This is a genomic window from Kribbella sp. NBC_00382 (assembly GCF_036067295.1).
In the GTDB taxonomy this organism is placed as follows: domain Bacteria; phylum Actinomycetota; class Actinomycetes; order Propionibacteriales; family Kribbellaceae; genus Kribbella.
In genome coordinates this window covers 5,587,518-5,607,518 of sequence record NZ_CP107954.1, presented here as the reverse complement: position 1 = coordinate 5,607,518, position 20,001 = coordinate 5,587,518, and the positions used below count along the sequence as shown (strand labels likewise).

General features: G+C 68.7%; 18 protein-coding genes. 4 read left to right on the top strand and 14 right to left on the bottom strand.

Annotated features, from left to right (window positions below; translation table 11 throughout):
• Positions 1-25: 25 nt before the first annotated feature.
• Positions 26-1,528: a fibronectin type III domain-containing protein gene (locus tag OHA70_RS26840; RefSeq protein ID WP_328322352.1), complete on the top strand. Its 1,503-nt coding sequence runs from the start codon at positions 26-28 to the stop codon at positions 1,526-1,528.
• On the opposite strand, the gene OHA70_RS26835 is transcribed toward OHA70_RS26840, so the two are convergent.
• From OHA70_RS26835 to OHA70_RS26800, 8 genes are all read right to left on the bottom strand, one after another.
• On the bottom strand, positions 1,515-2,717 hold the full coding sequence (locus OHA70_RS26835) for a 3-hydroxybenzoate 6-monooxygenase (RefSeq protein ID WP_328322351.1): 1,203 nt from the start codon (positions 2,715-2,717) through the stop codon (positions 1,515-1,517). The genes OHA70_RS26840 and OHA70_RS26835 overlap by 14 nt on opposite strands.
• The gene (locus tag OHA70_RS26830; protein WP_328322350.1) at positions 2,714-4,585 is read right to left on the bottom strand and encodes an anthranilate synthase family protein; all 1,872 of its coding nucleotides are present in this window, start codon (positions 4,583-4,585) and stop codon (positions 2,714-2,716) included. Before OHA70_RS26830 ends, OHA70_RS26835 begins: the two co-directional genes overlap by 4 nt.
• Entirely contained in the window at positions 4,582-5,235 is a 654-nt protein-coding gene (locus OHA70_RS26825) for an isochorismatase family protein (protein WP_328322349.1), read from the bottom strand. Before OHA70_RS26825 ends, OHA70_RS26830 begins: the two co-directional genes overlap by 4 nt.
• Before the next feature lie 10 nt (positions 5,236-5,245).
• Positions 5,246-6,016 (bottom strand): 2,3-dihydro-2,3-dihydroxybenzoate dehydrogenase, encoded by a 771-nt coding sequence (locus OHA70_RS26820; protein WP_328322348.1) that lies wholly within the window; start codon positions 6,014-6,016, stop codon positions 5,246-5,248.
• On the bottom strand, positions 6,013-7,239 hold the full coding sequence (locus OHA70_RS26815) for a 3-deoxy-7-phosphoheptulonate synthase (RefSeq protein WP_328322347.1): 1,227 nt from the start codon (positions 7,237-7,239) through the stop codon (positions 6,013-6,015). The genes OHA70_RS26820 and OHA70_RS26815 overlap by 4 nt, the downstream gene beginning before the upstream one ends.
• Positions 7,240-7,444: 205 nt before the next feature.
• Positions 7,445-8,638 carry an IS701 family transposase gene (locus tag OHA70_RS26810; RefSeq protein ID WP_328322346.1) on the bottom strand — a complete coding sequence of 398 codons (1,194 nt, stop codon included), beginning with the start codon at positions 8,636-8,638 and terminating at the stop codon, positions 7,445-7,447.
• A gap of 125 nt (positions 8,639-8,763) precedes the next feature.
• Positions 8,764-9,384, bottom strand: coding sequence for a ScbR family autoregulator-binding transcription factor (locus OHA70_RS26805; RefSeq protein ID WP_328322345.1), 621 nt, complete (start codon positions 9,382-9,384; stop codon positions 8,764-8,766).
• 93 nt (positions 9,385-9,477) lie between these two features.
• Entirely contained in the window at positions 9,478-10,959 is a 1,482-nt protein-coding gene (locus OHA70_RS26800) for an FAD-dependent monooxygenase (RefSeq protein ID WP_328322344.1), read from the bottom strand.
• Positions 10,960-11,086: 127 nt separating this feature from the next.
• Here OHA70_RS26800 and OHA70_RS26795 point away from each other — a divergent pair, with 127 nt between their 5' ends.
• Complete coding sequence (locus OHA70_RS26795) at positions 11,087-11,395, top strand: ArsR/SmtB family transcription factor (protein WP_328322343.1); 309 nt, start codon at positions 11,087-11,089, stop codon at positions 11,393-11,395.
• A gap of 100 nt (positions 11,396-11,495) precedes the next feature.
• Here OHA70_RS26795 and OHA70_RS26790 read toward each other — a convergent pair whose 3' ends face one another.
• From OHA70_RS26790 to OHA70_RS26775, 4 genes are read right to left on the bottom strand one after another with little or no spacing between them, the layout of a single operon-like run.
• On the bottom strand, positions 11,496-12,257 hold the full coding sequence (locus tag OHA70_RS26790; RefSeq protein WP_328322342.1) for an SDR family NAD(P)-dependent oxidoreductase: 762 nt from the start codon (positions 12,255-12,257) through the stop codon (positions 11,496-11,498).
• Positions 12,250-13,701, bottom strand: a complete 1,452-nt coding sequence (locus OHA70_RS26785) for an MFS transporter (RefSeq protein WP_328322341.1) — start codon at positions 13,699-13,701, stop codon at positions 12,250-12,252. The genes OHA70_RS26790 and OHA70_RS26785 overlap by 8 nt, the downstream gene beginning before the upstream one ends.
• Entirely contained in the window at positions 13,698-15,344 is a 1,647-nt protein-coding gene (locus OHA70_RS26780) for an FAD-binding oxidoreductase (protein WP_328322340.1), read from the bottom strand. Before OHA70_RS26780 ends, OHA70_RS26785 begins: the two co-directional genes overlap by 4 nt.
• 49 nt (positions 15,345-15,393) lie before the next feature.
• Positions 15,394-15,870 carry a cupin domain-containing protein gene (locus OHA70_RS26775; protein ID WP_328322339.1) on the bottom strand — a complete coding sequence of 159 codons (477 nt, stop codon included), beginning with the start codon at positions 15,868-15,870 and terminating at the stop codon, positions 15,394-15,396.
• A gap of 258 nt (positions 15,871-16,128) precedes the next feature.
• On the opposite strand from OHA70_RS26775, the gene OHA70_RS26770 reads away from it, so the two are divergent.
• Together OHA70_RS26770 and OHA70_RS26765 are read left to right on the top strand one after the other, a co-directional pair.
• Entirely contained in the window at positions 16,129-17,067 is a 939-nt protein-coding gene (locus tag OHA70_RS26770) for a ScbA/BarX family gamma-butyrolactone biosynthesis protein (protein ID WP_328322338.1), read from the top strand.
• Between the two features lie 3 nt (positions 17,068-17,070).
• Complete coding sequence (locus tag OHA70_RS26765; RefSeq protein WP_328322337.1) at positions 17,071-17,985, top strand: NAD-dependent epimerase/dehydratase family protein; 915 nt, start codon at positions 17,071-17,073, stop codon at positions 17,983-17,985.
• Here OHA70_RS26765 and OHA70_RS26760 read toward each other — a convergent pair.
• Together OHA70_RS26760 and OHA70_RS26755 are read right to left on the bottom strand one after the other, a co-directional pair.
• Positions 17,982-19,235: a hypothetical protein gene (locus OHA70_RS26760; protein WP_328322336.1), complete on the bottom strand. Its 1,254-nt coding sequence runs from the start codon at positions 19,233-19,235 to the stop codon at positions 17,982-17,984. The genes OHA70_RS26765 and OHA70_RS26760 overlap by 4 nt on opposite strands.
• A complete protein-coding gene (locus OHA70_RS26755; protein WP_328322335.1) occupies positions 19,232-19,999 on the bottom strand; it encodes a WecB/TagA/CpsF family glycosyltransferase in 768 nt (255 codons plus the stop codon). Before OHA70_RS26755 ends, OHA70_RS26760 begins: the two co-directional genes overlap by 4 nt.
• Between the last annotated feature and the right edge of the window lie 2 nt (positions 20,000-20,001).

Below are 20,001 nucleotides of genomic sequence, written 5' to 3'. Positions count from 1 at the left end.
CGGCACTCCCAAGGGGGGAACACACATGAGATTACGAAGAATCACTGCTGCACTCGGTGCGGCAGGGCTCGCGCTGGCCATCCTGCCCGCGCTGCCGGCACCTGGTACCGGAGCCTCGCTCACCGCGGTGGCGGGCTCCACCTGGCAGACCGACGCGAGCGTGCTCGGTCTGGCGGTGGCCAAGGGCAAGGCGTTCGTCGGCGGCCGGTTCACCCGGGTCCGCCCGCCTGGCGCCGCACCCGGCACCAGCCAGACCGTCCGGACCTACCTGGCGGCCTTCAACCAGACCACCGGCGCGCTCGACACCACCTTCAACCACGACGTGAACAACTTCGTCTGGTCGATCGTGGCGTCGCCCGATGGCTCGAAGATCTACATCGGCGGCGACTTCACCCGCGTCGACGGCCAGGTCCGCAACCGGATCGCCGCCTTCGACGCGACCACGGGAGCGCTGCTGCCCAACATCAAGCCGAACGTCTCGTACCGGGTCAAGACGCTGGCTGTCGGCGGTACCAGCCTGTACTTCGGTGGCTCGTTCGGCCTGGTCAACAACGTCGCGCGCAACCGCGCCGCGGCGATCAGCATGGTCGACGGCAGTCTGTTGCCGTGGAACCCGAACGCCGACGCAGATGTCTACGCGATCGACGCGGCCGACGACAACTCCAAGGTCTACCTGGGCGGCACCTTCGCCAAGGTCGGCGGCGTGGCCCACTGGGCCGTGGCCAGCGTCGACAACTCGACCGGCGCACTGCTGCCGTTCGCGGCTTCTACCGCGGTGCCGGTGCCGAAGCCGGGCTGCACGACGCGGGTCAAGGACATCGAGACCAGCGGCGGGGTCGTGTACTTCTCCAACGCCGGTGACGGCGGCGGCTGCTTCGACGGGACCTGGGCGGCGAACATCGCCACCGGCAACCTGGTCTGGAAGAACACCTGCCTCGGCGCCACCGAGACGATCACGATGGTCAACGGCTGGCTGTTCAAGGGCTCGCACGCGCACAGCTGCCCGGGGGCCTTCCCGGACGGCACTGGAGCCCACTTCCTGCTCCTGCAGAACCCAGCCGACGGCAGCCTCGGTCCCTGGTTCCCGAACACGAACGCAGGCCCGCCCACCGAGGTCGGCCCGCTCGTCTCGGCAACCGGCGGCTCGGACCTGTGGGTCGGTGGCGACTTCACCACGGTCAACGGAGCAGGCCAGCAGGGCCTGACCCGCTTCACCAACCTGGGTGCGGGCGCTGCGCCGCTAGGCCCGGTCCTGCCGACCCTGTCCAGTACGACGGCCGGCCGGGTGCAGGCGACCGTCCAGACGTCGCTGGACAAGGACGACATCACCCTGACCTACCGGCTGCTGCGGAGCGGCTCCAACACGGTCGTCGCGACCACGACGGCGAACTCCACCTTCTGGAGCCGCCCGAACGTCACCCTGACCGACACCACGGCCCCGTCCGGTACTTCGCAGATGTACCGGATCGAGGTCTCCGACGGCAACAACACCGTCCGAGGCGGTTTCGCGACCGTCACCGTCCGCTAGAACTCAGATCTGGTACCCGGGCGGCGTCGAACCCGTGCAGCCAGGCGACCTTGTCCTGTAGTTGCTCGACCGACAGCCCGGACAGCATGTCGTTGCGTACCACCCTGGCCTCGCCGGCAGGGTGGTACAGCTGCGTCCCGAGCTCCCGCGCGACCAGGGTCGTCTGCCCAGTGCGATCGCGCCGGGCCTCGACGAACCGCTCCAGCTGGTACTGCGCCTCGCCGTCCGGGCAGTCGAGCAGCTCACCCAGCAGCACGGCGTCCTCGAGGGCCATACAGGCGCCCTGAGCCGCGTACTGCAGCATCGGGTGCGCAGCATCGCCGAGGAGGACTACCCGGCCATCGGACCACTCCGTGATCGGGTCCCGGTCGCAGAGCACCCAGACCCGCCAGTCGGCCCCGAGCTCCAGCAGTCGCCGGGCTGTCTCGCCCAGATCCGGGAACTGCCCGAGCACGTGTGAACGCTCGGCCGGCTGACCTGCCACCGCCACTGACGCGCTGTCGTCTCGAGTGGCTGCCAGGTTCAGCAGCGTCCCACCGGCGATCGGGTAGTGCACGAAGTGCCACTTCGGCCCGGCCCACAGGGTGACCGCGTGCCAGCGGAGGTCCTCGGGGACCAGCTCCATCGGGATGACGGACCGGTAGATGGTGTGCCCTGACACCCGCGGCTCGCCGTCGCCGACCAGTTGCCGCCGGATCGTGGACCTGATGCCATCGGCACCGACCAGCAGGTCGCCCCGGATACTTTCGCCCTTGGCCAGCTGCAGGGTGACGCCGTCCGCGTCCTGCTGATAGCCCGATACCGCGCAGTCGCTCCGCAGCTCGATCAGCGGTGACCGTTGGGCCGCGGCGAGCAGTGGGGCATACAGGTCGGCGCGGGCGACTACGGCGTACGGGTTGCCGAAGCGGGCGCGGTAGTCGTCGTCCAGTCGCAGACTCTGCACGCGCTGCCCGGTAGTACCGTCCATGAATCGCAGTTCGTCGATGTAGACCGCCCGCTCGCGGACCTCGTCGCCGATGCCGAGCAGGTCCATCGCCCGGAACCCGTTGGGGCCGATCTGGATACCGGCGCCGAGCTCGGCGAAAGCCGCTTGCCGTTCGAGGACGACGACCCGGTGGCCGCACTCGGCGAGCGACACCGCCGTCGCGAGTCCGCCGATGCCACCCCCGGCGACCAGGATCGTGCTCATCGGGACACCAGCACATTGCTGGCGAGCAACCGGCTGAAGGCGTCGTGCAGCAACAGCACGCCTTCCTCGGTCAGCACGGACTCGGCATGGAACTGCATCGACGCGAACCGCGGTCCGCGCAGCGCGTGCACCTCGTTCGTCACCGGGTTCCGGCTGATCTCGACGTCGCCGATCCGGTCCGTCGCGGAGCGTGCGGCGAAGGTGTTGTAGAAGCCGACCCGGGTCGGACGGCCGAACAGGTCGATCTCCTTCTGCACACCCTGGTTGGGCTTCGGGCAGCGCTCGACCTCCAGCCCGAGGACACCGCAGAGCACCTGGTGGCTCAGGCAGACCGCCAGGAACGGGCGCTCCTCCGCGATCAGCCGCTTGATCGTGCCCTGCAGGTGCGCGATCTTCGGGTGCTGCAACTCCCCCGGATCGCCAGGCCCAGGACCGGCCACGACGAGGTCGTGATCCTCGATCCGGTACGGCTCGTCGTACCGCCGAACGGTGACCGTCAAGCCGAGCGAGCTCAGCTGGTGCGCGATCATCGACGTGAAGGTGTCCTCCGCGTCGATCACCAGCACGCTCCGGCCGGCCAGATCGTCAGGCCTTGCCGAAGGCAACGACCGGTCGTTGAACCAGAAGCCGGAGATACCGGCGTTGCGACCCTGCAGGGCGCTACGAACCTCCGGATGATCCGCGAACCGCGAACCGGTACCGCCGGCCAGCGCGGCCAGCAGCCCAGCCGCCTTCGCCCTCGTCTCGGCCACCTCGGACAACGGGTCCGAGTGCCGGACCAGCGTGGCGCCGACGCCGATCGAGAGCCGGCCGGCGCTGGAGATCTCGGCGGTCCGGATCAGGATCGAAGAGTCCATCGTCCGGCCACCGGCCGGGTCCGAGCCGATCAACGCGACCACGCCGCTGTAGTAGCCGCGGCCATTGAGCTCATGCCGGCTGATCACCTTGCAGGCGCTCTCCAGCGGGCTACCGGTGACGGTCGGCGCGAACAGGGTCTCGCGCAGGATCTCGCGGACGTCGCGACTGGTCCGGCCCTCGATCAGGTACTCGGTGTGGGCCAGCCGGGCCATCTCCTTCAGGAACGGGCCGACGACCGTGCCGGCGCCGTCGCAGACGCGGGCCATCATTTTGAGTTCCTCGTCGACAACCATGTAGAGCTCGTCGGTCTCCTTGCCATCAGCAAGGAAACCGAGCACGCCGTCGAGGGTCGGGCCGGAGGCCGGATAACGGTAGGTGCCGCTGATCGGGTTCATCACGGCGGTACCGCCGGAGACGCTGACGTGCCGTTCCGGGGTGGCGCCGACGAAGGTCCGGTCGCCGGTGTGCACGACGAAGGTCCAGTACGCGCCCGTCTCCGAGCTCAGCAGCCGGCGGAAGAACGACAGCGCGTGGGCGACGCCGTACCCGGTGATCTCGGCCGTGAACGACCGCTTGATCACGAAGTTCGCGCCCTCGCCGGTACCGATCTCGTCCTCGACGACCCGGCGCACGATCTCGGCGTACGTCTCGTCCTCGACGTCGAACCGCCCGTTGACCAGCGGCGTCGGCAGGTTCGGCAACCGTCGCATCAGCTCGTCGAGCGGTACGACGGCCTGCTCGGCGACCTGTAGCACCAGCAGCGGGGCACCATCGTCGGTGCACTGGAAACCACGTTCGGCGAGCTGGCGGTACGGCACCAGGACCAGCGTCTCGTGCTGCCCTGCAGGTGCGTCCGCAGCCAGCGGGATGTCGGCCAGCGTCTCGACCGCGCCCGACTCCCCCACGATCAGGTCGACCCGATCACGGCCGGCTGTCTCCGGTCGGTAGAGCAGCGCGAACGGCGGTACACCGTTGCCATCAGCAAGTACTTGGTCGAGCAGGGCGGTCATACCAGGACCTCCTCGGCGACCAGGGACCCGAGCAACACGTCGGTCGGCGCGACGACGGCGCAGCGCTCGGCGGCGTACATGAGAGCCGTCTGGTGGTACGCCGAGTTGAAGTCGGCGACGGCGTCAGCGGCGAGGAAGGCCTCGATGTCGTTGGTGAAGGCGTCGCAGAGGCTCATCAGCACACCGACGTGCGCGTACACGCCGCAGACGATCAACTGGTCGCGGCCCGCGGCACGCATCCGCTCGAGCAGATCGCTCTTGTGGAAGGCGCTGTACCGCCACTTCGTGAACACCCAGTCGCCCTCGGCCGGAGCCAGCTCGGGCACCAGCGCACGGTCCTCGGGCGACGGCGTCATGCCGGGACCCCAGAAGTCCTTGAGCAGGCCGCGCTCTTCCACGGTCATCCCGCCCGGCTGGGCGGTGTAGGCCACCGGCATACCGAGCTCGGCGGCCGCCTTGCGAAGCCGTGCGGCGTTGTGCACCAGGGTTTTCACCGGTGCCGCGTCGCCGAACGGCCGGAGAAAGTACCGCTGCATGTCATGGACGAGCAGCACCGCACGCGCCGGGTCCGCCTGCCACCCGGCGATGTTGTCCGGCAACTCGCTCGCCACCGGCATCTCGTACGTCTCGATCAGGGGAATTCCAGCCATCATGTCCTCCTTACACGCCTAGGGTTGCGCCGCCGTCGACCGTGAGGTCGTGCATCGTGATGTGTCCGGCCTGGTCCGACAGCAGGAACAGCACTGCTGCCGCGATGTCGGCCGGCTGGGCGATCTTGCGCAGCGGGATACCGAGCTTGTACGCCGACGGGGTGCCCGCGATCGAGCTCTCCGGGCCGGCGCCGTCCTTCCAGAGACTGGTCAGCATCGCGGTGTCGGTCGAACCCGGCGCCACCACGTTGCAGCGGATCCCGTACTCCGCGGCCTCCAGCCCGAGGCACTTGGTGAACATCGCAGCGGCGGCCTTCGAAGCGGCGTACGCGGCCATCTCGGTCCGGGGCGTGTTGCCTGCGTTCGACGCGATGGTGACGACCGCCCCGGAACGACGGCCGGCCATCCGCTCGATCACGGCTCGCGAGACGTAGAACGTGCCCGTGGCGTTGACCGCGAACGTGCTGGCCCAGTCCTCGTCGGTCAGCTCGCGAGTGGTGCCGAGCCGTAGTACGCCGGCGCCGTTGACCAAGTAGTCGATCGGACCGAGCCTGCGCTCGACCTCGTCCACCACAGCGGCGACATCCTGGCTCGACGTGATGTCGAGCCCGAACGCCTCGGCCCGCAGCCCGTCCGCGACGAGCAGCTCGACCTGCTCCTTCAGCACCTGCTCGGACCGGTCGGCCGCCGCGACGATGACACCTTCGCGGGCGAGCGACTCGATCACCGCAGCGCCGATGCCGCCGGCCGCGCCGGTTACGAGAGCTACCTTGCCCTTCATGACTGCCACTCCTTGGCGACGGTGATCGCCTGGTTCGGGTTGAGCCGCGGGTCGCAGAAGCTCGTGTACACGTCGCCCACCTCGTGGAGGCGGTTCAGGTCATCGGCGCACTCGGTCACGCCCGTCGGCGTCGTCTCCAGGTGCAGCCCACCAGCCACACCACCAGCAGCCGGTACTACGCGCTGGAAGTCCCGTACCTCCTGGATGACCCGCTCGACCAGGCGGGTCTTCAACCCACTGGGCGTGCTCATCGTGTTGCCGTGCATCGGGTCGCACATCCAGATGGCCGGGTGTCCGGCGGCCCGCACCGCAGCCACCAGCGGCGGTAGCCGGTCGGTCAGCGCGTTCGCACCCATCCGGCTGATCAGCGTCAGCCGGCCGGGCTCGCGGTCGGGGTCCAGTTGCTCGCAGATGGCCAGCAGGTCGTCTGCCGTCGTACTCGGTCCGACCTTGCAGGCAACGGGATTCGCCACCATCGCGAGCATGGTGAGATGCGCGCCGTCCACCTGACGGGTGCGGTCGCCGATCCAGGGCCAGTGCGTGGAGGTGAGCAGCGCGCGGCCGTCGGAGTCGCGACGGATCATCGGCAGTTCGTAGTCAAGCAGCAGCGCCTCGTGGCTCGTCCAGATCGGCGCGTGCGCGACAGGATCGCCGGCTGCACCGCGGTCCCGCAGCGCACCGGATACCGCTGCGGCAAGGTGGTACCCCGCGAGCAGCCGCTCCGGCTGCGCCCGGCGCGACACCGGGTCCGCCTCGGGCCCGTTCACCATGTGGCCACGGAAGACCGGCAGCTCCTGGCCGTCCACGTGCTCGGTCGGCTTCGACCGGGGCTTGCCGAACTGGCCGGCGATGCGGCCGACGCGGAGCACGCGGCGGCCGGCGTTCAAAGACATCACGGAAGCCAGTACGTCGAGCAGTGCCGCCTTCGGAGCGACCGCCTCCGGGGTGCACTCGGCCGGGTCCTCGGCACAATCCCCTGCCTGCAGGACGTTCAGCTCGCCGGCCGCCACCCGGGCGAGCAACGCCTTCAGGGTGTCGATCTCGGTCCCGTCGACGAGCGGCCGGGCCTCCTCCAGCTCGCTCGTCACCGCCGCCAGTTGGGCGGCGTCGTGCCACTCCGGCTGCTGAACGGCCGGCAGCGATCGCAGAAACTCACGATCCACCCCGGCTTCCGCCAGCGGGTCCGCTGCGAGATTGCTGTATCCGGCTGTCGCACCGCTCACTGGATCCTCCTCAGAACGAACGAAAGTCTCTTGTCTGCCTGGACAAAGATCGCTTGGCCGGGCGGTGCGAAGTAGGGATTCGACCGGACTTCGTCACCTCACCGTTACTTGGTCACTTCCTCAAGCAAGCGTTGTAATGGGGCAACGAAAAACCCCTGACCCGCGGCTGCGGATCAGGGGTTCGGAGTGCTGCTGGGTCAGTACGTCAGGACACTGCTCGCAAGGCCGTTTCGTCAAGCCCCACACGCGTCTGGCCCGCCTCGGCCAGCGCGCGGACGGCATGTGCGATCGATGCCAGGGTCGCGTGCCGGTGCCAGCCCTGGAAGCTGCGGCCCTCGAAGTCCTGGATGCCGACGTCCTTGGCGATCGCCTCGAAATCCTGGTCCACCCGCGGGACCAGCTTGGACAACCGCAGCAGCTCCGCCGTCGACCGGCTGGTCACATCGGTCAGCCACAATCTGTCCGGCTTGGGGCCTGGCCTGTCCCACTCGGCCAGCAGTAGCAGCGACAGCCGGCCCTGCGGGGTCGGCAGCATCACCCGGATGGCCGCCGCGCAGCTTCGGCTCAACCTGAGCTGCGGGTCCAGCCAGTAGACCTGCCGGCGCAGGACGCCGGCCGAATCCGCCAGCCTGCTGGCGGAGATCAACTCACCAGCTTGGTTCTGCAGCCGGGCATCCGCTCCGGCCAACTGCAGACCTGCCCCGACCTGGATCATCACCGGTACTCCGGCGGCGCGGAACTCCCGCAAGGCGGCGACGAGGTCGAGTGACCCTACGCTCAGTACGGCCGGCAGCGGATCTGCGTCCCGGTAGCCGTCGACCAGATCCAGCACCGACCGGCAGGCTGCCTCACCGGGGAACGTCTCGGCCTGCTGCTCCGGAACCCCTGCCCGGCGACGCCGATCGGTGTCGGTCACCCAGGCCTCGGGCAGCTGCAGACGCCAGTTCATCGGCGTACTCGCCGTCTCCGAAGCCGCCCACGCGCCGAACGCCTGCTGGCTGTTGACGGTCTGGCCGAGCATCCGGACGAAGGCCTGCCCCACCCCGACGGAGTGGTTGCCTGCCTTCGGCACGATCATCTGCCGGACCACCCAGGCCTGCGGCTCCAGGCTGTGCTGCAACTGGGCCCGCAGTGCCTGGCGAACCGGCATCCAGTCCCAGGGAGAGTTGCTGATGAAGTGCTGCATCCGCTGCTGCTCGGCGTCACCGCCGTACTGCTCGGCGAGTGAGCGCATCGTCTTGCGCCCCTGGACCGTCAACAGACCATGCACGTAGCGCATCGCGGTGGCGCGCTGCCCCCGTCGCGGCAGCGACGCGAACAACGGACCGTAGAACTCACCGACCGGGTCCTCGAGCTGACCGATCGACGAGGCCGGTTGAATGACCGAACGCGTTGACACAATCCCGTCCCCTCCACACCGACAGAGCCTCACTTGCCGTCGGATACGAAAGCATAACAAACCAAAGGGTCGGTTTCTGTCCAGCGCCCAAATTTGGAACTAACTTGCCTGAGACGGCAGGGGCGTCAGCGCGCGAGCGACAGCTCGGTGGCCAGATGCGGCAGTACTCCGGGCACCGCGATCCCCGGCAGCAGGTACCGCCAGAAGGTGCTCAGGCGCTCGGCGAGGTCGTCTCGCCGGCTGTAGACCTGGGAGACCAGCTGGATGCCGGTGAACGACGCCACCACCAGCTCCGCGACCGCCGCGGGCTGGACGTGCCCGAGCAGTTCGCCGTTCTCCTTCGACTCGGCCAGCAGCCCGCCGCAGATCTCGATCCACTTGGCGTACGGGCTCGCCTGGCTGGCGCCCAGCAGGTTCAAGGTGCGCTCCTCGACGGTCAGCCGGACCCCCGCTCGAAGCACTACGTCGGTCTGCAGCCGGGTGGCGATCAGCTGGGTCAGGCAGACCAGATCCTGCAGCTTCGACCCGGTCTCGGGCAGCTCCAGATCGACCGTCTGGGCGTCGATCACGCCGAGGGCCAGCGCCTCCTTGGAGGCGAAGTGGAAGTACAGCGCACCCTTGGTCATCTTGCTGCGGTTCAGGATCTCGCTGATACTGGCCGCGTCGTAGCCGACCTCGTCGAAGACCGACGCGGCCGCCAGCAGCAGCACCTGCCGGGTCCTGATCGCGCGCTCTTGCTGGGCCACTGAATCCATCCTCCCTCGGTCCGACGGGTTCGCCCCAGGGTAAGACCAGGGCAAACCAGCGTGAAACCAGACCGTAAGGTCTGTATATTTCTATCAGACCAGCGCTGGACCGAACCAGCGGGCGATGGCCCGGTCGAGGGTGATGGGGTCGTCGTCGCGGCCGCGAGCGCTCCAGGCCACGTAGCCGTCGGGTCGCACCAGCAGCGCGTCAGTGCCGACCCAGGAGTCGGCAGTGGCACTCACCACCTCCAGCTGGTCCGGCCGTCCGGCCGCCACGGCTCGCAGGTCCGCCCGCGCGGCGAGATCCAGCAAGAACGCCTTCCCCTCGTGCTGAAGCCGCGCCACGGTGATGATTCCTTCGCTGGTCTTCAAGCGCAGATCCGGCGCCAGCTCACCGGCCAGCGGCGCATCCGGGAGGCCCACGTCGTACGCGACATCCATACCGCTGATCATCCGGCCCAGGTACTCGTTCACCTGATCCAGTCCCATCAGCTCGCGGAACAGGTCACGCAGCCAGTCGACTCGTGGGTCGGGCTGCATGAGGGCGACTTGCGCCCGTACGTTCCACAGCACCCGCGCGCCGATCGGGTGCCGCTCGGAGTGGTACGTGTCCAGCAGACCGGGTGGCGCCCAGCCGTGCACCGCCGCGGCCAGCTTCCAGCCCAGGTTGAGCGCGTCCTGCAGACCGAGGTTGACGCCCTGGCCGCCGGCCGGGAAATGCACGTGCGCGGCATCACCGGCCACGAAGACATTGCCCTTGCGGTACTGCTCTGCCTGCAGCGCCGCGTCGCCGAACCTGGTCAGCCAGCCGGCGTCGGTCATCGGCACATGCCGGCCCGCGATGTAGTCGACGGTCTGACTGAACTCCTCCAGCGTCAGCGGAGCGTCCCGGTTCTCGTGCGGCCCACGGAAGTCGTAGGCGAAGATCCGGCTCGGTCCACGGAGCGAGGCCGACACCATCGTCCAGCCACGTTCGTTGCGCTGCCAGCCCTGCGGAGCGTTGTACGGATCCAGCAGCTGCACCTCCCCCAGCATCGCGGCGACGGTCGCCTCCGTACCGGTGAAAGGGATCCCCGCACTCTTCCGCACTGCGCTGCGCGGGCCGTCGCACCCGACCACGTACCGAGCGGTGAAGCGGCCCTCGGCCGTCTGCACCGACACATGGTCGCCGTGATCGGTGAGGTTGACGACCTCCTCGCCGCGGAAGACCTCAGCCCCGCGACCGATGGCCTGCTCGGCGAAGACGCGCTCGGCGTACGCCTGCGGGCTCCCCACGATCGCGGGCCCCTCGTCGACGACCTCGGCCAGATCGAGGTCGAACATGCCTGCGAAGTGGAACGGGACCGGACCGCGACCGGACTGGTTCACCGCCACCAGCTCCAGCAGCCCGCGCCGCTCGAGAACCTGAGCAGTGCGGGCATGCAGCGTGCCGGCCTTGGACCGGCCGGTGGGCGCGACGAGCGCCTCGAGCAGACCGACGCGGACGCCCTGCAGCGCCAGCTCAGCGGTGAGCAGGGAGCCGACTGGGCCGGCTCCCACCACAACTACATCGAAGTCATAGGCGGTGATCGGCATGAGACTCCCCCAGAGAAAGCCGTGGAATGAATGACCGTACGTGGATAGTCGTACAGTTCGCCCACAACGGGTGTCAACCAGGCTTGACGGAGTTAGTCAGTACGGTTGTCCGCGTACACTTTCTGCCGTGCTGGAGCCACATCACCCGACCCGTGACCAGATCCGCCTCGAGGACGTCCTGGCCGCTCTCGGCAACCCGCTGCGGATGACAGTGCTGCAGGTTCTCGCCGGCGGCGGGGAGTACCCGTGCGGCGCGATCGTCGAGGGAGTCTCGAAGTCGACGCTCACCCACCACTGGCGGGTGCTGCGCGAGAGCGGCGTGATCAACCAGCGCGCCTCCGGGCGGGAGCTGCTGCTGTCGCTGCGTCGCGAGGACCTCGACGCCCGCTTCCCCGGCCTGGTCGCCACGATCCTGACGGCGCACCACTCGTCGTGAAACCCTTGTATTACAGGGCAAAAAGATCGGCGGGACAGCTGCTACTCTGCCCCGCCGATCGTCCTAGGACGCAACGAATGCGTCTACCATCTACTCAGTGCTAGGCGGTGACACCGCCGTCGGCGACCAGGTCGTGACCGACCACGAACGCGGCCTCGTCCGAGGCCAGCCAGAGCACGGCCGACACGATCTCCTCGGTACCGCCCACGCGGCCGATCGGCACGACGCTCGCGAGCCGCTCGGCGCGACCCTCGGCGTCCTCGCCCGGACGGAGCGACATCGAGGTGTCGGTCGCACCGGGGCTGACGGCGTTGATCCGGATGCCGTCCTTGATGTGGTCCAGCGCGGCGACCCGGGTCAGCGTGCTCGCGGCGGCCTTCGAGGCGGCATAGGCGGCCATCCCGGGACGGCGGCCGTGGGCACCGATGTTCGAGCTGGTGTTGACGATCGCGCCACCACCGTTCTCCCGCATGTGCTGGATCTCGTACTTCAGCGAGAGCATCAGCCCGGTCAGGTTGATGTCGATGGCGGGCTGCCAGACCTCGAGGTCGATGTCGCCGACCGGTCCCGGCTTGGGGAAGACACCGGCGTTGTTGTGCGCGATGTGGAGTCCACCGTGCTGCTCGACCACGGTCCGGACCAGGTTGGCGACGTCGTCGGCCTTGCTGACGTCGGCCTCGACGGCGCTCGCCTTGCCGCCGGCCGCCTCGATCAGCGCGACCGTCTCCTTGATTCCCTCACTACCGCGCGCCGCTGCCACCACGGTGGCCCCTTCGCGCGCGAACGCGAGGGCGCTGGCCCGGCCGATGCCGCTACCGGCACCGGTGACCAGAACGACTTTGCCCCCGAAACGATCAGTCATGTACTGCTCCTTCTTCTTGTAGCGTGGGAATTTCGGTACCAACCGCCCGCGGTCCGCGCAGTACGGCGAACCCGGCGGCCGCGAGCAGGAACGCAATGGCCCCGATGGCCAGTGCGAAGCTGTAGCCGGACGTCAGCGCCGAGGCGCCGGCCGTCCCGTTGGCGGTCAACCCGTCGGTCCGGGCGGCGGCCACTGTGACCAGGATGGCAAGTCCGACGGCAGGCCCCATCTCCAGTGCGGTCGTCGCCACCGCACCGGCCAGACCAGCCTGTCCAGCGGGCACATCGCTTGTGGCCGAGACAGTCGCGCCGGCGAACACCATGCCGACGCCGACCGGGAAGACGATCAGGCCGACCAGTACCGGCCCGACGTACGGCGTGGTGGTGCTGATCAGGCTCAGCGCACCAAGTCCGGCCGCGCAGACGACCAGACCGGCGAGCGTGATGACGCGCGGGCCGAAGCGGCCCACCAGGCGTCCGACGTTCGAACCGGTCGCTACCAGAGCGAGACCGAACGGGACGAAGGCCGCGGAGGCCTTCAGGGGCGAGTAGCCCAGTACTTCCTGGAAGTACAGCGACAGCATGAAGAAGATCGTCGTGATGCCGGCAGCGCCGAGGAAGACGGCAAGCAGGGCCACTGCCCGGCGCGGCGACGAGAGGAAGGCCAGCGGCAGGAGCGGACGGCTCACCCGAGTCTCAACCAGGACGAACAGCCCGAGCAGCACCACGCCGCCGATCAACGTCACGAGCACCAGGGGCGAGGTCCAGCCACGCTCGGGAGCCTCGACCAGGCCGTAGCCCAGGACGGTGATGCCCGCGGTGACCAAGATCGCGCCGAGGATGTCGACCCGTTCACGCGGCGCGGTCTCACCCTGCGGCAGCATCCGCGACGCGAGCGCCACCGCCACCACGGAGACCGCTACCGGTACGACGAACGCCCAGCGCCACGAGTCCCACCAGGCGACAACGCCTGACAGCAACATGCCCGCCGTACCACCGAACGCCGCGAGCCCACCCCAGACAGCCATCGCCCGGGCATGCCTGGCCGGCTCGGAGTACACGAGGCCGACCAGTGCCATCGCTGCGGGCACCGCGAACGCAGCACCGACCCCCTGGACGAACCTGGCCGACAGCAGCACCCCGAACCCGGGCGCGAGACCGGCGGCGGCCGAACTGATCGCGAACAGGGCGGTGCTCACGATGAAGACCCGGCGAGCGCCGTACAGGTCCGACAGCCTGCCGCCGAGCAGCAGCAGGCCGCTGAAGGACATCCCGTACGACGCGCTCAACAGCACCAGCTCGGCCCGGCTCAGGCCGAACTCCTGCTGAATGTCGGGCAGCGCCACGTTCAGCACGGTCATCCCGAGGATGAGCACGAACTGGACCGAGGCCAGGACCGCGAAAGCGCCACCTGTTGATTGGACGCTGCTGGATCTTGAGGTCATGATGGCAAGCCGATCGATTGGGAGTGCCGGAAGATGTTCCGCGGGTCGTATGCGGCCTTGACCCGCTGAAGCCGTGGGTAATTGTCTTTGTAATAAAGGGTGTGCCACGGAACGCCGGACCTGTTCTGCGCCGGGTCGGTGATGTCGCTGTCCGGGTAGTTGATGTAGCAGCCGTCCGTCTGGCCGGTCGGCGTCGGAACCGGGTAGCCACCGGTGCTCGCGAAGACGTCACGGAACACGTCGCGGGTCCAGGCGAGGTTGACCGCGTCGTCGTCCGGGTCGCCCCAGAAGCTCTGGAACAGGCCCTTGAAGAGCGAGTCCCGCTGCGCCGAGGCGGTCGCGTCGGAGCGGACGCTGTTGATCTTGCCGCCGTACGACAGCAGCACGACCATTGACGCCGGGTTGTGGTGATCCTCCCGGGTCAGGTGCCGGTACATCGCCGCGATCTGGTCATCGGTCAGCCCCTGACGCAGGTACGCCGACTTGTGGTGGCCCCGCAGGGTCGGGTTCGTCAGGGTCGGGTTGCTGGTGCCCAGCAGCTTGACCGACGACAGCCACGGCAGGCGCTGCGGCGTGAAGAACTCAGGCAGCGGCCCGAGCTCACCGGCCGGCGAGTGCAGCGGCTGGATGTCCAGGTCGGCGGTGAGGTCGGTGAGGTAGTCCTGCAGCAGGCGCTCCGCGTTCGGTACGCCGGCGTCGATCTGGGTCAGCAGACCGATCGACCCATTGGACTTGTGGTTCATCATCAGGAAGCTGCAGAGCGCGGCGTACGGACTGTCGGGTGTGTTGTTGCGGGCGTGGAACGCGCCGAACTTGCGCACCAGCGACTTGTGCGCGGCCGGGGTGAGCGAGCTCCAGGGCAGACCGACACCACTGACCAGTACCTCGCGCGGCGGGTGGATCAGCTGCTGCGCGGGATCCGACCCGGTCGAGCCGGGTGTACGGAACCAGTACCGCGTGACGATGCCGAAGTTGCCGCCGCCACCACCAGTGTGGGCCCACCAGAGCTCACGGTTGGGGTCGTTGGACTCGCGGGTCGCGATGACCGCGCGGGCCCGGCCGCTGGCGTCGACCGTGACGACCTCGATGGCCTGAAGATGGTCGACGGTCAGGCCGTGGCGCCGCGAGAGCATCCCGTAGCCGCCACCGCTGATGTGGCCGCCCATGCCGACCGAGTAGCACATACCGCCGGGGATGGTGACTCCCCAGCCCTTGTACAGCGACTCGTAGACCCGCAGCAGCGTCGCGCCGGCCTCGACGGAGAACGCCTTGCGGTCCTCGTCGTAGCTGACCGCGGTCATCTGCGAGGTGTCGATGACGACCTGGACGGCCGGGTTGAAGACGAAGTCGGCGTAGCAGTGGCCGCCGCCGCGGACCGAGATCCGCTTGCCGGCGCTGACCGCCTCCTGGACGGCCCGGACTACCTGGGCGGTGGTGGTGACGAGTCGGACGGACTCGGGTCGGCCGACCCAGCGGGAGTTGTTGCCGACCACCAGGTCGGCGTACCGCGGATCACTGGGCAGCACGGTGACAGCGTCTGTCGTGCGCAGTGCCTCCGCCGTCGGGGCGCCCTGGGTGGCAAGCGCAGCAGTACCCGCCGCGGCGGCAGCGCCGCTGGCGAGGAAGCGTCGTCTGTTCAGCATGGTGTTTCGGTCTCTCCTGGGTTCGGGCGGGAACGAAGGGTGGATGAGGTCAGCTCGGCCACAGCAGGCCGAGGCCGAGTTGCTCGGCGAAGTCCTGCGTGCGGGCGGGTGACCAGCGATCGCCTACCGGTGCCGCTGCCCCCAGGTCGAGCGGGTAACCGGCCTCGGCGAAGAACCTTTCGAACCCGCCGGGGGTGGTGATCACGTAGAAGTCGGCCGTGTCGGACTCGACCAGATAGGAGTGCGGAATACCGCGCGGCAGGAAGACCACCCCGGCGCCCTCGATCTTCGAGGTCTCTTCTCCCGCGGTCACCACGACGTGGCCACCGCGGACCATGAAGATCTCGTCCTCGAGGGTGTGGATGTGTTTCGGTGCCCGCTCACCGGCCTTGGCCGCGAAGTGCGTGATCCCGAGCGCCCCCGCGGACTCCTCCGCGGTCAGGCAGGTGGTCACGATCGAGCCGACGCCCCACAGCCGTGAGCGGCTCGGGTCCGTCGGCACGATGGCTGGGACTGGTGTGGTCATGGTCGTTCCAATGCGGGTCGTCGCGGGGATCTACTGCCGTCGCCACGGTCACACGCGGCCGCTGAGCCGGACAACGAGCGCTCCGGTACTTAGTCAGGTCCAATCCGGGTACCGGGACGCCGTCCGTGAGACAACGAGTCCCCGGGTGGAGAGCAGACCGGCCGGTATGTATCTTGCTAGACACCGGCCCCGCCTGGCCGGTACCGAGGGGAGTCGGGCGGCCTCGCGCCGCCGACTCGATAGAGGGGTCCGACGAGCATGTCCACACCGATCGCCATCGCCGCGGATCGCGGCCCGCTGACGGCTTCGATCCCGGTGCTGACCAGCACCGTGCCGAGCCAGTACGTCCATCGCGCCGCCGTCGCCGAGGTGCTGCTCACCTCCTGGCACGCCGACGGCCCGGACAACTTCACCGTCACGGCTCAATGGCCGCGCTGCCATTCCTTCTACACACCGGTCGCCGGGCACCGCTGCCAGGATCCGATGCTCGGCGCCGAAACCGTCCGCCAGGCAGGGCTTCTGCTGGCGCACACCGAGTTCGGAGTACCGCTCGGCCACCAGTTCCTGGTCTCCGAACTGTCCTTCGAGACGACCCCGGAGGCCCTGCGCGTCTCCACCACGCCGACAGACCTCGAGCTCCAGGTCAGTTGTCACGACATCGTCCGCCGCGGCGACCGCCTCACCGGCATGCGCTACGAGGTGAAGTTCCTCCGCGACGGTGTCCTGGCCGGCTCAGGCCACGCCAAGTACACCTGTACTTCGCCCTCGGTCTACCGCCGGCTCCGGGCCGATCGGGTCCTGGGCCCGCTCCCCGAGCTCGAACCGGAGTGCCCGGTCGCCGTCGGCCGGACGGACCCGCGGGACGTCGTACTGACCCCGTTCGACGACGGCGTCCGTCAACTGCGGGTCGACCTCTCGCACCCGGCGCTGTTCGATCATCCGCTCGACCACGTACCGGGAATGCTGCTACTGGAAGCGGCTCGGCAGGCCGCCATCGCCGCGTCCTTCCCGGAGTCGGTGCTCCCGGTCGCACTGGACATCCAGTTCTTGCGCTACACCGAGCTGGACCAGCCGTGTGTGGTCAGCACCGCACGCGGCGAGACCGGCGACGACGGCCGGACGCCGATCGAGGTGACCGCGACCCAGGAGGGCGAAGCCGTCTTCACCTCGACCGTGATCGTCCAGCCGGTCCACTGACAGATGACGACGGTCAGCATCACCGGCGCGACCGGATTCGTCGGCAGACAAGTCGTTCGGGCACTCACCCGGCCTGACGTCAGTCTCCGTCTCGCCAGTCATCGCAAGGAGATACCGGACGCACCGGACGGCAGTGTCGTGCTACCGGTCGATCTCACCGTCCCGGGGTCGCTGGCCAGGCTGTGCAACGGTGCTGACGTCTTGATCCACTGCGCGTCCCTGATCGGCGGCACGCCCGCGGCGAGCAACGCGGTGAACGTCGAAGGCACCCAGGCGCTGCTCCGGGTGGCGGCTAGGGCCAACGTCAGCCGGGTGATCTACCTGAGCACCGCGAGCGTGTACGGCCGTGGCGTGTACCGCAACGCCTCACCCGACGAGCTCGTACCAGCACCCTTGTCCGTGGCCAGCCGCACGAGGCTCGCCGCGGAACACGAGGTCCTGGCTGCAGGTGGTGTCGTCGTACGGCCCTATCTCGTCTATGGCGACGGCGACCGCTGGGTCATTCCCGGACTGGTGAAACTGCTCGGCACGCTGCGCGCCGACGTCGACGGCTGGCCGGCGCGAGTGTCGATGGTCGAGGTGGAGGACCTCGCGCAGGGTCTCGCCGGCCTGGCTCTGGCCCCGGCACTCACCTCGACCATCTACCACGGGAATCACCCACTGCCCGTGCCCGTGGCCGAGCTCATGCAGGCCGTCTCCGCCTTGCTGCCAACGACTTCCGGCGGACCTTCGAGTCTCACGTACGACGAGGCTGCCGCGCAGCTGACCGCCATCGGCGGCTCGACGCACGCGCTCGACATGATCGCCACCGACCACTGGTTCGAGAGCGCCAGCCTCTGGCGCGACACCGCCTGCGACCCCGGCCCAGGCTTCACCGACCGGTTCCCGCGCAGCCTCGACTGGTACCGCCAGAGCTAGCGCGGGTTCGCCGCTCGGTGGGCGGCGATGGCTCGGTGGGCTTCGTTCCACCACAGCAGGAGCGTGCAGAAAGAGGCGACGGCGAGACCCCACGCAGCACCCTTGGGTCCTTCCAGGAAGGCTCCACCGACGCCGATGGTGATCAGGATGATCGACGAGATCAGCCTGACCCGCAGTCCCCGGGTAGCGGCCGTCAACGCACGCAGGATCGCGAAGGCGCCCGCGTTGGACGCTCCCAGCGCCTGCAGCAGGATCACTGGCACTAGTACCGTCCTGGCCTGAGTCCAGACGCCAGGGCCGAGCAGGTGCTCCCCCACGGTTTCCGGGAGCAGCAAGAAGACAGCTCCCCAGGCCAGGGCACCAGCACCGACCCCTAGCGAGATCGCCAGGCCTACCAGCCATAGACGCCGGTACGAGTGCTTCAGTGCACGCGCTGCCTCGGGCACCGCGATCATGCGGATCCCCTGGTTGAGCACGTTCACCGGGCCGAGCAGTACCTGCGCACCACGGATACCGGCCGTGGCGACCAGTCCGGCGGCCACGGTGATACCCAGCATGTACACCTGGATCGTGCCGCTCACGGCCAGCATCTCCCCGACGTACTTGGGCGTGAGATCGCGATGGGTGAGCAGCCACTCCTTGATCAACTGCCGCCGTGGGCTCACCCCAGCTTGGAATCGGCCGGCCACCGCGGCGATCACGGCACCCAGGCCCCAGCCCAGTGTCAGCGAGAAGGCCGTGTCCGCGTTGGCCAGGTAAAGCCCGCCGAAGATCGCGCCCATCGCGAGCAACCAGATCAGGTCGTTGAGGAAAGCCTTCTGCCCCTCCCCCACGACGAAGAAGGCCCATCGCCAGGCGTCCTGCAGGAGCAGCCCCGGCAGGGTGATGGCGAATGCGAGCAGAACGCCCTTGGACGGTACGCCGGGGAACAACGCGATCGCCAGGCCGACCACCATCCCCATCAGCCCCGCGAACAGCGCTGTCGCCGTACTGGCCCGGACGGCTCGCTCCCAGGCTGGGCTGCGGTCGCCGGAATGCCTTACCGACAAGGGTTCTGTGGCGACGGCCCGGGAGACGTTGAGCGCGATCGTGTACCCGCCGAAGGCGAGCGCGTAGATCCCGAAGTCCGACACGGTGCCACTGCGTGCGACCAGGACTCCGACCGCCAGATTGCTCAGGCTGGACAGCGCTTGGTCGCCGAGCCCCCAGCCCGCCCGGCCGGCAGGACCGGCCAGCTTCGACAATTTCAAGATGAGACGGGCCTCGGCGGCTTCCGCAGGATGCCCACCCCGAACCTCGGGATGCCCAGCACATACCGGCGCCAGAGCCGGCGCGGCTCCTTGTAGAGCCGGTAGCTCCACTCGAGTCCGGCTCGCTGCATCCAGTCCGGCGCGCGGTCGAGCCGGCCGGTGTGGAAGTCGAAGGCCGCGCCGACGCCGATCAGGATCGCCGCGTCCAGCCGGTCGCGGTGCTCGGCCATCCAGCGCTCCTGCTTCGGCGCGCCGAGCCCGACCCAGATGATGTCCGGATTCGCCTCGTTCAGCCGGGCGACGATCTCGTCGTCCTCCTCGGCCGTCAGGGCCCGGTACGGCGGTGAGTAGACGCCCGCCACCTTGAGCCCGGGATGCTTTGCGGTGAAGGTGTCCCGCAGCTTCTCCGCGACGCCATCGGCACCCCCGTAGAAGTACTGCGACCAGCCACGCTGCTCGGCCTCCGCCATCACGCGCTCGATCAGGTCCGGCCCACAGACCCGGTCCATCCGGTCGAAGCCGGCCTTCTTGCCGGCCCAGACCAGTGGCATGCCGTCGGGCAGGGTCATCCCGGACGTGTTGTAGACCTCGGTGAGCTGCTTGTCCGCCCGGGCGTGCAGCAGCGCGTTCATGTCCGAGACGCAGACCAGGTGCCGCTCGCCGCCGTCGATCCAGCGAGCGAACGTACCGACGGTGTGCTCCATGTCGGTGACGCTGACATGGATGCCCAGTACGTCGACGCGGTCCTGTGTCTCAGCGGTCATCG